The organism is Maribacter aestuarii, from assembly GCF_027474845.2.
Lineage (GTDB): Bacteria > Bacteroidota > Bacteroidia > Flavobacteriales > Flavobacteriaceae > Maribacter > Maribacter aestuarii.
Genome location: NZ_CP107031.2, coordinates 905,649 through 920,411, shown reverse-complemented (window position 1 = coordinate 920,411; position 14,763 = coordinate 905,649). Strand labels below are relative to the sequence as shown.

The following is a 14,763-nucleotide window of genomic DNA, read 5'->3' as shown; positions in this document are numbered from 1 at the left end:
CAAACAAATATAAAAATTGTTTTTAACAAACAGTTAAATTTTGTAAAAGCTTAGCATTTTAGATGAATTCCAAAGAAATACGAAAGCAGTTTTTAGGATTTTTTGAGAGTAAAAATCACAAAATAGTTCCTTCGGCACCTATGGTCATAAAAGATGATTCTACCTTGCTTTTTACCAATGCGGGAATGAATCAGTTCAAAGAATTTTTCTTGGGAATTTCGGAGCCTAAAAACGTTCGGGTCGCGGATACCCAAAAATGCCTTCGAGTGAGTGGTAAGCACAATGACTTGGAAGAGGTGGGTAAGGATACTTACCACCACACTATGTTCGAGATGTTGGGCAACTGGAGTTTTGGGGATTACTTTAAAGAGGAAGCTATTTCTTGGGCCTGGGAATTACTGACGGATGTTTTGAAAATTGACAGGGATAGCCTTTACGTTTCGATATTTGAAGGAAGTGATGATGCCGATAATCTAGAAAAGGATCACGAAGCGTTCGCATTATGGAATAAAATTGTACCCGAAGACCGAATTATCTTGGGGAACAAAAAGGACAATTTCTGGGAAATGGGTGATCAAGGTCCCTGCGGTCCATGTTCGGAAATACATGTGGATATTAGGTCCAAAGAAGAGAAAGCCAAAGTTTCCGGAGCTAGTCTGGTAAACCAGGACCATCCATTGGTGGTAGAAATATGGAACTTAGTTTTTATGCAATATAATCGCAAGGCCGATGGAAAACTTGTAAGCCTGCCTGCCAAACATGTAGATACCGGAATGGGTTTCGAGCGCCTTTGTATGGTTCTCCAAAACGTAAAGTCCAATTATGATACGGATGTCTTTACACCACTAATTAGCGAGATTGAAACCATTACTGGCGCTACATATGGCGATAAGGAGGAAACGGATATTGCCATACGTGTAATCGCCGATCACATTAGAGCGGTGGCCTTTTCCATCGCAGACGGACAGTTGCCAAGTAATACTGGGGCAGGTTATGTTATCAGGCGAATTCTACGGCGTGCGGTACGTTACGGATTTACGTTTTTGGACACAAAGGAGCCTTTTATGTACCGTTTGGTAAACGTATTGACCCAGACGATGGGTGAGGCTTTCCCGGAAATAAAAGAACAAAAGCAACTAATCGAGAACGTTATTAAGGAGGAAGAACATTCTTTTCTTAAGACCCTGGATCAGGGTTTGGTTTTATTGGATACTATTATTTCAAATTCTAAGGCCAAGACCGTAGACGGTGCCAAAGCGTTCGAATTGTACGATACGTTTGGTTTCCCAATAGATCTAACTGCTCTAATTTTAAGCGAAAAGGGATACGAATTAGACGAGGAGGGTTTTGATGCTGCAATGCAAAAACAAAAAAATCGTTCCAAATCGGCTTCGGAAGTCTCAAAAGAGGATTGGAACGTTTTGGAATCGGACACGGAACAGGAGTTCGTTGGATACGATGTATTGGAGGCTGAAGTGAAAATCGTTAAATATAGAAAAGTCATTTCCAAGAAGGATGGTGAACTTTTTCAGTTGGTTTTTAATTTAACCCCTTTTTATGCCGAGGGTGGTGGTCAAGTAGGGGACAAAGGTTATTTGGAATCGGCCGATGGAGATGTTGTGTATATCATTGATACAAAAAAGGAGAATAACGAAATTATCCATTTTGCAGAAAACCTTCCAAAAAAATTAGAGGGAACTTTTAAAGCAGTTGTAGATAGTAAGCAGCGCCAGCGAACGGAAGCTAATCATACCGCGACCCATCTTTTACATCAGGCCCTTAGAGAGGTTTTGGGAACCCATGTTGAGCAAAAAGGCTCGGCGGTGCATTCAAAATACTTGCGTTTTGACTTTTCCCACTTTTCTAAAATGACCGCCCAGGAGCTCAGGGAGGTAGAGGATTTTGTAAATGCCAGAATTGAAGGTCATTTACCCTTACAGGAAAATAGAAATGTTCCGATGCAACAGGCCCTTTCCGAGGGCGCTATGGCACTGTTTGGGGAAAAGTATGGAGACGCTGTGAGAACGGTTCGCTTTGGAAAATCAATTGAACTATGTGGCGGTACACATGTGAAAAATACCGCGGACATATGGCATTTTAAAATCCGTTCAGAGGGTGCGGTTGCCGCTGGTATACGCAGAATTGAAGCCATTACAAGTGATGCAGTAAAAGATTTTTATTCTGAGAACAACAAATTACTTTTTGAAATTAAGGATGTGCTTGGAAATGCCCAGGATCCTCTAAAAGCCGTGAGCAGTTTACAGGAAGAAAACTCAGAATTGAAGAAACAGGTCACACAATTATTAAAGGAAAAAGCAAAAAGTCTAAAGGGAGACTTGGCAGAGGAACTCGAAGAAATAAATGGGGTTAAATTCCTCGCCAAGAAACTAGATTTAGATGCGGCCAGTATTAAGGACCTTTGTTTTGAAATGGGACAAAACAGAGATGATTTATTCTTGATATTTGGTACGGAACAAAACGGTAAGGCTTTGTTATCCTGTTATATTTCCAAAGAATTGGTAGCCTCTAAAAATTTGAACGCGGGTACGATTGTCCGTGAACTTGGGAAGTATATCCAAGGTGGGGGCGGTGGGCAACCTTTCTTTGCTACGGCTGGGGGTAAAAATCCAGGCGGAATAGCCGAGGCTTTAGCCAAGGCTAAGGCGTATATGGTCTGAACCTACCTAGTTCCCTCACGCTCATTAGATTAAAAACGATGGAATAAAATGAAACTACAAACTCAAATTCCATTTTCTAAAGCCGATAGTCAAATTGATTATTCGAGTCGACTGTTGCTATTGGGTTCATGTTTCTCTCAAAATATAGGGGATAAGCTAGGCTACTTTAAGTTTCGATCGTTACAGAATCCCTTAGGGATACTGTTTCATCCTTTGGCTATTAAAAATCTTATTGACAGGGCGGTAGAACAGCGAATCTATACGGCAAAAGAGATTTTTTCTCTTAATGAACGATGGCATTGTTTTGATGCACATTCAGCTTTAAGTGCAAATACACAGGAAGGAATACTTCAAAAACTAAATGATGGTTTAAAACATACGAATGAGCAAATAACTGAAGCTACACATCTCTGTATTACATTGGGCACTGCTTGGGTATATCAACATCTAGACACCGATACAATTGTCGCTAATTGTCATAAAGTGCCTAGGAAGGAATTTGAAAAACGCATTTTATCCATTTCAGAAATAGTTAAATCCTTGGAGCATTTAATAAATCAAATTCGAGTATTAAATAAAGAGGCGCAGATAATATTTACGGTATCTCCCGTTCGACATCTTAAAGATGGTTTTGTAGAAAATCAACGTAGTAAAGCGCATTTGGTAAGTGCCATTCATCAGCTGCGGTTGTCTACAAATGGTAGGAATCAAAATTATTTTCCAGCCTATGAACTAATGATGGATGAGCTCCGTGATTATCGATTCTATGCTCAGGACATGGTTCATCCTAACGAGTTGGCAATCGGTTATATTTGGGAGAAATTTAAAGAGGTGTGGATTTCAGAGGAGGTCTATCCAACGATGGATAAGGTGATGGACATACAGAAAGGAATCAGCCATAAGGCTTTTAATCCAGCATCGGAACAGCATCAAAAGTTTCAAAAGTCGCTTAAGGATAAAATTGCTTATATAAAAGAAGCGTATCCGTTCATGGAATTTACTACATGAAATAAGCCATAACAACTCTCGATGCTAGCCGAGTGTTCAGTGGCGAATAACATCTGACCTTTGAAACACAATAAAATTTGAACAGATGAAAAGAGTTTTAGTAGGTATTATCGTAGTATTGGCGGGAATTTTGATTTTTAGGTCCTGTTCGGATGACAAGGAATCGAAATCTATACTTCAGGAAAACTCCATGCTAATACAGCAACAGATAAAGAATGTTTCCAAATTGATCGTAACTGAGGGTCATTTCGCAGAAGTCTATAACTACAAGGATTCCAAAGAATTATTCGGTCCATTACTTCGGGCGGACAAGAAGGCGCTGGTGGTGGTCAACGCGGATGTTACTATTGCCTATGACCTATCGAAAATCGAATTCCGATTGGATGAGGAAAACAGAACTTTACACATTGACTATATTCCAGAACCGGAAATTAGTTTAAATCCGGATTTTGAATATTACGATGTTACGGCGGATTATTTAAATCCTTTTGATGCAGGGGACTATAATACCATCAAAAGGAATGTAAAGGCATCCTTGATGAAAAAAGTGGAAGCGTCGTCCCTAAAAACTAATGCCCAAAACCGTTTGTTAAGCGAGTTGCAGAAATTTTATTTGCTTACCAATTCCATGGGATGGACTTTGGTCTACGATAATGAAGTGGTAAAGAAAGACTTTCATGAATTATTTATTAACGATTAGGGGGTGGTGTTTTACCTGTTAAAGTATTCAAAAGCAATAAGTTGACTTGTCCATTAGGTTGTATATTTAAGAAAACAACTTAAAAATGGAACGATTTAAGCCAACCAGTAACAGAAGGGATTTTTTAAAAGTAAGTAGTTTGGTTAGTGTAGGCATACTATTGCCCACCATCACTCTAGCCCAAACTACAACTTTAAGAGAGGGTAATATTCATCAATTTGGGAAACGAGAAGGATATACAGACCAAATCAGTATCCTAGTTTCAATGATGGATTGGATGCGCGCCACGGTTTTGAGGTCTATTGACGGGATATCACAGAAAGAACTTGATTTTTTATTGGATGAGGAATCCAATTCCATTGGGGCCATGTTAATGCATCTTGCTGCTACCGAACGCTATTACCAGATTCATACTTTTGATTATAAGGAATGGGGCGATTTTGACAAAAAGGATACCGATGTGTGGGATGTTGGAAGTCAGCTTGGGAATAGGGCTAGAAAAGAACTCAAAGGAAAACCCTTATCCTTCTATACCAATCATCTGAGTGAAATACGTAATAACACAAAGACCATGCTCAAAACTAAAGATGACAGTTGGCTAATGGAAGAGACTAAGTTTTTCGGTGGACAACCTACAAACAATTATTGCAAATGGTTTCACGTTGTCGAACACGAATCCAACCACAATGGTCAAATAAAACTTATAAAAAGTAGGGTGGTTTAATTTACTTCTATTGGTTTTATGAGGGACAACCCATCATCAATTAAATGACCAAATTGAGGGTTGTCCTGTTTAACGGTTTCCAGATGTTCATTTATCTCCTTTGCAAAATCCTCATCCCCATTGTTAACCGCTAATTCGTAAAGTTCTACGGATAACAACCAATCTTTTGGAAATTTATTCCGGACCTCTTTGAAAACTTTGTTTCTTGAAATGGTGGTATTTTTACCTTCTCGGAACTCCCTGATCTGTCTATAATAGCTCTCCAATTCACTTTCCGTTTCATCAACCGGGCTAGAAATCGTTTTGCTAAGCTCATGGTCAATTAGGTCAAAACTTTTGAGGTCGGCCGGACCATTAAAAGCGGATACAATTTTTTCTCCAATAGCCATGTTGTATAGTTCCTTATCTGACTGGAACAGGACTTTACCCTGATGTGTAACTTTACAGTTCTCAAAAGTGATGAGTATAATCTGTCCCTGAAGATTTCTAGTACCCGTAACTATTTTTCCGCTCACATTAATTCCTCCCTCAAAATCTAAGGAAACCAACTCCCCTTCGTAAATTTTATAGGCTTTTAAGTCCCTTGGGCTCATTTCTTCAATGGTGATATTGATTCCTTTCAAACGCCCTATGGGAGAGCCAAATCCAGTTGCATGTTGATTGGTATCCTGTCCTACCAATTCTTTCTCCCTAAAAGCTAAAGCTGACTTGCCACTGGTCTGAAAGTAAATAGGCTCTCCCTCATGCGCAATGACATATTCAAAATTACCGGATATCTGCAAACCCGTACTAAGTTCAATGGTTCCCAGTTCTTTTGATTCGATAAGTTTTTGGATACCTGCAAGACCTCCAGTTCGTAGCGCCATAGTGTTAGCGAAATCCTCCAATACCTGACTCAAAAATGCAAAATCTGGAGTAACGAAGAGCTGAGGTTGTGGTTTCGTAATGTCAAAAGAGGTGTGAGCGGCTTCAATGGAATATGGAAGTTTTTTCACCTTGTCCGTCATACACCATGCACTTTCACCAATGGATGAGAGCAAACCGGCTCCATATATTTTAGGATTATCTATCGAACCGATCAATCCGTATTCCACGGTCCACCAGTGTAAGTTCCGGATTAGGGCCATTTCACTGGGTTCGCCCATATTCTGTTGTAACTCCTCTACACGGCTTTCCGCTTTGGTAACATCCTCTGGCCTCGTGCCCTTCGCTTCTTTGATAATTGATAAGTGACGTACCGCTTCGTACAGTTCAAAATCCTTGGCGCTGGAAACGGCTTTGCAACCTATTTCCCCAAAACGCCTTAAGTACTCCGCGTACTCGGGATTTGCAATAATGGGGGCGTGACCTGCTCCTTCATGGATAATATCGGGAGCTGGGGTATATTCAATGCGTTCCAATTGACGTATATCCGACGCAATTACCAATACGTTGTAAGCTTGAAACTCCATAAAGGCTGCAGGTGGGATAAACCCGTCGACCGCTACGGCCGCCCACCCAAGATCTTTCAAAATTCGGTTCATCCCGTACATGTTGGGTATATGGTCAACCGATATCCCAGTTTTTTTCAACCCATCCAGGTACGAGGTGTGTGCTACTTTACTCAAATAGTCTACGTTCTTTCGCATAACATACCGCCAAACGGCCTGATTTATAGCCGTATAGTCCTCATAATTTTGAGGTTTTATGTATTGTTTCAAATGTTTTGGAAGCTTATCTAATATTGGATTGCTTTCGTATGTTGCCGTTGACATAATTTTATTTTTTGTACTAATACTGTAAAGTTAAGAATCTATTAGGTTGCCTTGTGCATCGTAAAAAGTCCTGAACGTAAAGACCTCTGGCGTGGAACCATACTTTTCGTAAGTGTCAAGTTTGGCTTTGGCCGTTTCCAGCGTAGGTATTTCTCCTTCTGGTAGCCACCACATTACAAACAGGGAGGTGCCTTGCATATCAAACCATTTCTTTTTATTCTTTAGAAAGTAGCTGTGTACACTTCCATAAACAAAATTCTTGAAGGCGTCTACGTCTTCCCAAAGACTAATGTTTACCGCCATCATTTCATCCTTGAACGGAGACACAAGGTAGGACGCTGATCGACCCTCCTCATCTTTCAGTCGCCAAAGGAAACCTTTGCTTTCTTCTGCATATCGGTTTACCGGTTCCAAAAAATCAACAAATTCCTTCATCAGTGGACTATCCAAAGAGGCTTTAAATCGTGCGATATTCGCCTGAGCCAAGTTATAAGCCATGTGATTATATTTCTAATAAATATATGAATAATGGCTTATTTTATCGTATATATCTACTATTTAAGTAATAATTCCTATTTTAAGGCTAGCATTTAGTACTATATAGGATATAGACATATATGTTATGTTAAATTCAGGAAAAAGTATGGAAACCAAACTAGATGCCATCGATAGGCAAATTCTAAAAATTTTGGAAAGGGATGCTAAAACCGTTGCAAAATCAATTGCGGAGCAACTAAATCTCACCAAAACGCCGGTTTATGAACGTATTAAGCGACTGGAAAAAGAAGGGTATATTAAGAACTATGTAGCTATTTTGGATACCAAAAAAATTGAACAAAGTATAACTGTTTTCAGTTTTGTCTCCTTGGATACCCAGAAGGGAAGTTTTATGGATGATTTTCTAGCAAGGGTAGAGCAATTTAACGAAGTGACCGAATGTTATGTAGTAGGTGGCGAATTTGATTTCCTTTTAAAACTGACCGTTAAAAACCTGGATGCCTATTATGACTTTGCAAAGTCTAAAATAGCTGCATTGCCGAATATAGGTGTAGTAAAAAGCGCCTTTGTGCTTAATGAGGCTAAAAATAGTCAGCACTTTCCGCTGCTCTAGTAAAAAAGGGACCTGAACAATCTACTAAAATTGTTCAGGTCCCTGTAAATAAACACAAACTAAAACTTATTTTAAAGCCACGGCATTTGGAGGATATTGTTCCAAAATCTGTGAAACGAATTCCTTTATGCGCTGCTCTTTCTTTTCAATACTTCTGGTATTACTCAACGTGCCTTCGCCCTTTCCTTGCCATACGAGTTCCTTGCTTTCGGTATCAATAAGGTCTATATAAAGAGAGCCTTGAGTACTGGTGCTTACGCTGCTTCCTCCGCCCCAGCCCCAGCCAAGTCCCGGTCCCCAGCCCCAGCCAGGTCCCCAACCCCAGCCCCAACCGCCCCAGCCTCCCCAGCCGAAGTTATTGTTGTAGACGTCTACCCGTTCTTGTTCTTTAGTGAAAATACTCACCAAAAGATCTGGATTTTCAGATTTTACGAATCCCCGCGATCCCATTTCTGTTTCAATGGCCCTAAGGATACGTTTTTTATCCAAATCTGAAATTTGTGCTTTATCTATTCCTGTTTTGTAAAAAGCATAGGATTTATATCCATCGAAATCAGCTTTTTGGTCGTAATCCGAAAGTACGCGGACGGAGGTGCAAGAACTAAGGAAGACCAACAAAATTACGGGTATGGTGAGGAATTTCAATTTTTTCATAACATGGGATTTTTTTTGTTTTTAAACTATCTTTCTAACGTTTTAGGTCTCAAAAATCATGCCGAAACCATAAGTATTACTGTTGATTTGTTTTGGGGTCATAACCATAAGGACAATGCCTACAGCCACTTTCACAACAGTATCCGCGTTTTAGGTGGTACTGTTCGGTAAAGACACGATAACCTTCTTCTGACCAGTAAAAATCGCCCTCCTCAAGCGGTATAATCTCTTTCATTCTGTTTGTAGGTTAAAACATTGGTATAAAGTTAGTTTTTTCTGTTGATAACCTCATTCTTAATTATTTCAAATGCTTAGTTAGTAGGTTGTCAGAACCATTTTGCCATTTCAACGGCATTGTTGGCAAGAAAAACTGAGATTTTTCTTACCGTCAATTTTAACATTTATCTTTGTGTTGAATCGAAGTGATACGTTTCTATGATATTGGTTTTTAGACATTTGTTTTACAGAAATTATGTAGGGCTATCCTTTTGGCCCTTTATCTTTCTTAAGAACGATGCTCTAAAAAATGATGCGGTACTTATTAATCATGAAAAAATACATCTGAAACAACAACAGGAATTACTCATCCTCCCTTTTTATCTATTTTATTTTACGGAGTGGTTGTTTCGTACGGTGTGGTACCTTAATAGTTACCGCGCCTACCAAAACATCAGTTTTGAGAGAGAGGCTTATATCAATGAAAGCAATCCCAATTATTTGGAGGAAAGAAAGAACTTTAGCTTTATTAAATACCTTCACCGCTAAAATCGGTAAGCTTGCAAAGTGAAAATCAATTTATAGATATTCCTCTTTTTGCGGAAAAAAATATCAGTTTATCAATTAAACGTGAGGACTTAATTCATCCTATCATTTCCGGAAATAAGTATAGAAAACTTAAGTATAACTTATTACACGCCAAGGAAGAGGGCTTTAAAAAGTTATTGACCTATGGCGGAGCGTTTTCCAACCATATTTTGGCAGTAGCGGCGGCAGGTAAGGAAAATGGATTGGATACCATTGGGGTAATCAGAGGCGATGAACTGGAAGAAAAATGGGAGGTGAATCCGACACTGGCATTGGCCAAAAATTTAGGCATGTGCTTCAAGTTTGTTTCTCGTGAGCAATACCGACAAAATGGGGATGACCGTTTTGTAGAAACTTTAAAGAAGGAGTTTGGAAATTTTTATGCTATCCCAGAAGGTGGCACCAATGCATTGGCGATTAAAGGTTGTGAGGAAATATTATTTGATGAGGATAAGGAATTTGATATTGTTGCTACCTGTGTTGGAACAGGTGGAACCCTTGCCGGATTGATAAATTCTTCTGCTCCTAATCAAGAAATCCTTGGGTTCTCAGCTTTAAAGGGAAATTTTTTATTGGATGAAATTCGCTCAATGACCACCAAAAAAATTGGAGCATGCAGACGAACTATCATTTTGGAGGCTATGGAAAAGTGTCTGGAACCTTGGTCAACTTTATCAATACTTTTAAGAGAGATACAGATATACCTTTAGATCCCATCTACACGGGAAAAATGCTATTTGGGTTGTTGGATATGATTAAGAATGATAATTTTGCACCGGGCACTAGAATATTGGCCATTCATACTGGTGGGCTACAGGGAATTGCAGGTATGAATAAGGTGCTGAAAAAGAAAAAATTACCTTTGTTGCATATATGAATAAGAGAATACTAGTGTTAGTTTTGTTGGGCATCCTTATAATGGGATGTAAATCCAAAAAAGCCTACTCCGATAATTTACGTACCCAAAACGTACTTTCGGAACGAAAGAAAAACAAATCCAATACAACAACAACTACGACAAAGGATACTTTCTTACCAAAAGATTCTGGGGAATTCATCACATTTAAAATTGAGAGCATCCCAGAATACATTGACACTTTTTCTGAAATTGCACAATTGGAAATGAAAGCCTACGGAATTCCGGCGAGCATCACCTTGGCCCAAGGGCTTTTGGAAAGTGGTTATGGAAAAGGGGAATTAGCTTTAAAAACTAACAATCATTTTGGAATTAAATGTCATAAAGGGTGGCAAGGCGATTACGATTTTCATGACGATGATGAAAAGGGGGAATGTTTTAGAAAATATAACCATCCCATGTATTCCTTTCGCGATCATAGTACTTTTTTGACCACTCGGTCCCGGTATGCATTTCTTTTTGACTACAAGAATACGGATTACAAACGCTGGGCACATGGATTACGGAAAGCAGGCTATGCCACGGATAAAAAATATCCTCAAAAACTCATTTTTCTTATCGAAAAATATCAGTTGGATAAATTTGATAAGGAAATTGCCAAAGGAGGGTATACAAATAAATCGATAGTCGCAACAGAAGCGGATTTAGTGCATGTCGTTTCTAAAGGGGATACCTTATACTCACTCTCCAGGAAATATTATATTTCCGTGGATGCCTTAATGCAGATGAACAATCTCAGGAACGCAGACCTCTCCATTGGTCAAAAACTTTTGGTTAAGGGAGCCAACCTTAATAAATAGCAAATGATTTATAAACGAAGTAGTGCTTTGTTCGCAGAGGCTAAGCAATTTATCCCAGGAGGGGTGAATTCACCTGTACGTGCATTTAAGGCAGTAGGAGGTGACCCCATTTTTGTTAAGGAAGCAAAAGGGGCATACCTGTACGATGAGGACGGAAATAAACTAATTGACTACATCTCCTCTTGGGGTCCATTAATTTTAGGCCACGCATATGAACCTGTAATTAACGCCGTAATTGATAAAGCCAAAAAGGGAACTTCGTTTGGAATGCCCACCGAAATTGAAACCCAGTTGGCAAAGCTGGCTGTGTCCATGGTGCCCAACATTGATAAGATTAGATTTGTAAATAGCGGTACGGAGGCTTGTATGAGCGCAGTGCGCTTGGCACGAGGGTATACCAGAAAGGACAAAATCATAAAATTTGCAGGTTGTTATCATGGTCATTCGGACTCCTTTTTAATCCAAGCCGGTAGTGGGGCCGTAACTTTTGGAAGTCCAAATAGTCCTGGAGTAACCCAAGGAACTGCCAAGGATACCTTGTTAGCTGCTTATAACGATTTGGATGCGGTACGAACACTCACGAAAGCCAACAAGGGCGAGATTGCCGCCATCATTATAGAGCCCGTTGCCGGGAATATGGGTTGTATTGTGCCCACTGATGACTTCATTCATGGATTGAGGGAGTTGTGTACTGAAGAAGGTATAGTTTTGATTTTTGACGAGGTAATGACAGGATTTCGCCTGGCAAAGGGGGGTGCCCAAGAAGTTTTAGGTGTGATGGCTGATATCGTCACCTTCGGCAAAGTAATTGGAGGGGGATTACCAGTAGGTGCATTTGCTGCCAGAACTGAGATTATGGATTATCTAGCTCCAGATGGTCCAGTGTATCAAGCAGGGACATTAAGTGGCAATCCGTTGGCCATGAGTGCCGGACTTGCCATGCTCACTGAGTTGAACAATAATCCAGAAGTCTTCAAAAGTCTCGCGAATAAAACAGAATATTTACACAAAGGTTTGAAAAAAGTTTTGTCCGATAAGGACGTGGCATTTCAGATCAACCGATTTGGAAGTATGCTATCGGTTCACTTTACGGATACACCAGTAGTTGATTTTGAAACATCCGCCAAGGGTAATAATGAATTATTTAAAAAATACTTTCATGGCATGTTGGCGCAGGGAATTTATTTACCCCCAAGTGCTTTTGAAAGTTATTTCCTGAACGACGCACTTAGTTACCAAGATTTGGATGATACTATTGCAGCCTTGGAAAACATAAAATTTTAAGTAGTTTTTGGACTCGTTTTATAAATCCACCATCCAGCGGCAATAAACAAAAATTGAACCGCCAAACGGATACCAGCTGCTAGTTTGGAGCCAATTGCAGGAATTTCTTTGGTGAAATCCCAGATGTGAATCGGTAAAAATAAAATCATTAAGATACAGAAACCCAATCCTGCCCACCGGCGATATTTCGGAACTATAAGTGCAATTCCGATTATGCCCTCCGCTATAGCGCTCACTATGTTCGCAAAGCTTTCCGAAAAGAAGTCTGGAATAAATGGGGCATAAATTTCAGGGGCATACACATGATTGAAAGCGCCGAACAGCATTAGCGCCGCCAGAAGAAATGTAATGATTAGTTTAAGAACCTTCATTTTCTGGTAGTGAGTTAAAAGTCATTCTTTTGTTTTTAAACCATGCTTGCATAGCGTTAGGCGACTTCATTAAGGTTTTCATTTCCTCCATAGCCGTTAGGTGTGCTTGGTCTCCTTTTTTAACCATTTCTACGCCGTGTTGCTTACTCATTTCAGCTATCTCCTCAAAAGTATTTGCTGTAAAGGATTCTTCGCAAGCACCTCCCAATTGTTTACATGTCATTGTCTTCATTTGATTATGGTTGTTTTGGTAGTGCTATATTTTTTGAAGTTAGTAAAAATTAACCATGTTCATAAATCATGCTTTTGAGTAAATACTGAAGCAATCAATCAATTTATTTATAAAAGGTACTTTCACCCACAACCAAGGTAGTTAGCTCCACGGTGTGACCATCTGGGTCTTGGGTATAGAGAGAATGAAAATAATGATGATCCTGCAAAGTGAATTTTAGGTTGAGTGTAGCATACTTTCGCCGTGCTTTTTCAAAATTCGTCCGCGTCACATGGAAAGCGAAATGATCTATTTTTACGTTTTTAGAGCTTCTGTTCAGTTCTTCGTCATCAAGATTTGCAGGAAAAAGTGCAACTCCGGCTTTATTGGAAAGCATAAAAATTGGAAAAGGTCCCCATTCCGGTAATTGATACTTTTTTAATCCTAATACTATTTCGTACCAGGCAATGGAATTTTCTATATCCTTTACGCGAATAGCTACATGGTCTATAAATTCTATATCAAAATTTTCTGGTGGTGCTTTCATTTTTAGTTCTTGTTCACTTTAGAACGTCTATTAATTATTTTGCGAGAAGTTGACTTAAAGCTTGTTTCTAAAGAATTTTGCATTGATTTTTTTAGGTCATTTGGCCGTTTAAGAAGATACTTAATACCATCAATCCAAATTTATAGAAATATGAGAAAATACTTGTTACTGCAATCAGGATATAGCATTCACACAAAAAAATTCCGATTACGCAAAGTCGAGGTATCAAGAAAGCCCTGCAAAGTGCCAGGGCCTTTCTCATCTAACCTAACTAAACAATCCAATCAAAACTATTTTTCGCTCTTTATGCCTTCTAAGTTTTTTCTTTGGCTTCTTTTTACCTTCATATGTTTACCTCTTCTGTGCTGCATCTTTTCCCATTTCGCGTATTGATCATCATTTAACAAGGCTTTCATTTCCTTTTTCAGTGCAATTTGATGATCCAACCGCTCGTTTTGAATAGAGTAGCGCTCTTCCGAAGTCATTTTCTCCCCACTTTCCTTTCGTGCTTTGTGGGCCTCCATTTTAGTTTTGCGTTCCGCAGCGTTTGATGCAAACAAAGATTTCATTTTTGCTTGCTGCGCCTCGTTTAAATCCAATGCTAAAGTCATCTTTTTTGTTTGTAAGGTAGCTATCTGCTCCGGAGATAAATCATTCATGGAGTGCCTCCTATCTTTCGTTTCTTCTTTTTGGGCCATGGCCATCATACCTGATAACAAAAAAGCTATCATCACTAATTTTTTCATGTCATTAATTTTTATTGATTACATGAGTATGACCAAACTTTGAAGCAATGGTTTAATGATCAGACATTTTTTGGGAAATTATTTACGGGGTAGAGATAGTATTAGAACAAAAAAAAGCACGGTGTTGGCCGTGCTTTAGATTTGGGTAGTATGGATTTATTATTTAGTTTCTGTCTTATCTGAATTTTCGGTAAAGGGCTGTATGATAACATCTGCCTCGGCCAACTCCTCTGCATGGGAAAAGTCTTCAACCTTATCTTCCGTAACAGTATATGCTATGGATGCTAGTACAAAACAACTTAAGTATATTAGACTTTTTAGTTTATTGCTCATGATAGGGGTTTTTAAATTCAGTCCTAAACTATAACTTATTAAAACAAAAAAAAGCCCATTGTTGTGAAATGGGCTTTTCCTGATGGCAAGGTACTTATGTATGTGGTTAAGGATATCTGTTC

The 14,763-nt window shown here is 39.2% G+C and carries 17 protein-coding genes and 1 pseudogene; 9 read left to right on the top strand and 9 right to left on the bottom strand.

Annotation, left to right across the window (positions count from 1 at the left end; genetic code table 11):
- Window positions 1–62 precede the first annotated feature (62 nt).
- The 4 genes from alaS (at window position 63) to N8A89_RS04040 (ending at window position 5,110) form a co-directional block, all read left to right on the top strand.
- Window positions 63–2,678, top strand: coding sequence for an alanine--tRNA ligase (gene alaS / locus N8A89_RS04055; RefSeq protein ID WP_281541096.1), 2,616 nt, complete (start codon window positions 63–65; stop codon window positions 2,676–2,678).
- 48 nt (window positions 2,679–2,726) lie between these two features.
- Window positions 2,727–3,686 (top strand): GSCFA domain-containing protein, encoded by a 960-nt coding sequence (locus N8A89_RS04050; RefSeq protein ID WP_281541095.1) that lies wholly within the window; start codon window positions 2,727–2,729, stop codon window positions 3,684–3,686.
- A gap of 85 nt (window positions 3,687–3,771) precedes the next feature.
- A complete protein-coding gene (locus tag N8A89_RS04045) occupies window positions 3,772–4,386 on the top strand; it encodes a DUF4230 domain-containing protein (RefSeq protein WP_281541094.1) in 615 nt (204 codons plus the stop codon).
- Window positions 4,387–4,471: 85 nt separating this feature from the next.
- A complete protein-coding gene (locus N8A89_RS04040; RefSeq protein ID WP_289644963.1) occupies window positions 4,472–5,110 on the top strand; it encodes a DinB family protein in 639 nt (212 codons plus the stop codon).
- Here the strand turns inward: N8A89_RS04040 and N8A89_RS04035 are convergent.
- A complete protein-coding gene (locus N8A89_RS04035) occupies window positions 5,107–6,864 on the bottom strand; it encodes an aromatic amino acid hydroxylase (RefSeq protein WP_281541092.1) in 1,758 nt (585 codons plus the stop codon). The two genes, N8A89_RS04040 and N8A89_RS04035, sit on opposite strands and share 4 nt — an antisense overlap.
- A 30-nt stretch (window positions 6,865–6,894) precedes the next feature.
- Entirely contained in the window at window positions 6,895–7,362 is a 468-nt protein-coding gene (locus N8A89_RS04030) for a DUF3291 domain-containing protein (protein ID WP_281541091.1), read from the bottom strand.
- 145 nt (window positions 7,363–7,507) lie between these two features.
- On the opposite strand from N8A89_RS04030, the gene N8A89_RS04025 reads away from it, so the two are divergent.
- Complete coding sequence (locus N8A89_RS04025) at window positions 7,508–7,975, top strand: Lrp/AsnC family transcriptional regulator (protein ID WP_281541090.1); 468 nt, start codon at window positions 7,508–7,510, stop codon at window positions 7,973–7,975.
- Window positions 7,976–8,041: 66 nt separating this feature from the next.
- Here the strand turns inward: N8A89_RS04025 and N8A89_RS04020 are convergent, their stop codons facing one another.
- Both N8A89_RS04020 and N8A89_RS04015 read right to left on the bottom strand, forming a co-directional pair.
- Window positions 8,042–8,629 carry a DUF4136 domain-containing protein gene (locus tag N8A89_RS04020; protein ID WP_281541089.1) on the bottom strand — a complete coding sequence of 196 codons (588 nt, stop codon included), beginning with the start codon at window positions 8,627–8,629 and terminating at the stop codon, window positions 8,042–8,044.
- 76 nt (window positions 8,630–8,705) lie between these two features.
- The gene (locus tag N8A89_RS04015; RefSeq protein ID WP_281541088.1) at window positions 8,706–8,864 is read right to left on the bottom strand and encodes a C1orf53 family protein; all 159 of its coding nucleotides are present in this window, start codon (window positions 8,862–8,864) and stop codon (window positions 8,706–8,708) included.
- A 200-nt stretch (window positions 8,865–9,064) separates the two neighbouring features.
- On the opposite strand from N8A89_RS04015, the gene N8A89_RS04010 reads away from it, so the two are divergent.
- From N8A89_RS04010 to hemL, 4 genes and pseudogenes are all read left to right on the top strand, one after another.
- Window positions 9,065–9,394: a hypothetical protein gene (locus tag N8A89_RS04010; protein WP_281541087.1), complete on the top strand. Its 330-nt coding sequence runs from the start codon at window positions 9,065–9,067 to the stop codon at window positions 9,392–9,394.
- An 11-nt stretch (window positions 9,395–9,405) separates the two neighbouring features.
- Window positions 9,406–10,310 (top strand): annotated as a pseudogene (locus tag N8A89_RS04005) (1-aminocyclopropane-1-carboxylate deaminase/D-cysteine desulfhydrase).
- Entirely contained in the window at window positions 10,307–11,149 is an 843-nt protein-coding gene (locus N8A89_RS04000; RefSeq protein ID WP_281541086.1) for a glucosaminidase domain-containing protein, read from the top strand. Before N8A89_RS04005 ends, N8A89_RS04000 begins: the two are co-directional and overlap by 4 nt.
- A gap of 3 nt (window positions 11,150–11,152) precedes the next feature.
- Window positions 11,153–12,433, top strand: a complete 1,281-nt coding sequence (gene hemL / locus N8A89_RS03995) for a glutamate-1-semialdehyde 2,1-aminomutase (RefSeq protein WP_289644962.1) — start codon at window positions 11,153–11,155, stop codon at window positions 12,431–12,433.
- Here hemL and N8A89_RS03990 read toward each other — a convergent pair.
- The 5 genes from N8A89_RS03990 to N8A89_RS03970 form a co-directional block, all read right to left on the bottom strand.
- On the bottom strand, window positions 12,430–12,804 hold the full coding sequence (locus N8A89_RS03990) for a DoxX family protein (RefSeq protein WP_281541085.1): 375 nt from the start codon (window positions 12,802–12,804) through the stop codon (window positions 12,430–12,432). The genes hemL and N8A89_RS03990 overlap by 4 nt on opposite strands.
- Entirely contained in the window at window positions 12,791–13,036 is a 246-nt protein-coding gene (locus tag N8A89_RS03985) for a DUF1059 domain-containing protein (protein ID WP_281541084.1), read from the bottom strand. Before N8A89_RS03985 ends, N8A89_RS03990 begins: the two co-directional genes overlap by 14 nt.
- A gap of 103 nt (window positions 13,037–13,139) precedes the next feature.
- On the bottom strand, window positions 13,140–13,562 hold the full coding sequence (locus N8A89_RS03980) for a VOC family protein (RefSeq protein WP_281541083.1): 423 nt from the start codon (window positions 13,560–13,562) through the stop codon (window positions 13,140–13,142).
- A gap of 290 nt (window positions 13,563–13,852) precedes the next feature.
- The gene (locus tag N8A89_RS03975) at window positions 13,853–14,308 is read right to left on the bottom strand and encodes a DUF4890 domain-containing protein (RefSeq protein ID WP_281541082.1); all 456 of its coding nucleotides are present in this window, start codon (window positions 14,306–14,308) and stop codon (window positions 13,853–13,855) included.
- 159 nt (window positions 14,309–14,467) lie between these two features.
- Window positions 14,468–14,641, bottom strand: a complete 174-nt coding sequence (locus tag N8A89_RS03970) for a hypothetical protein (protein WP_281541081.1) — start codon at window positions 14,639–14,641, stop codon at window positions 14,468–14,470.
- Window positions 14,642–14,763 lie beyond the last annotated feature (122 nt).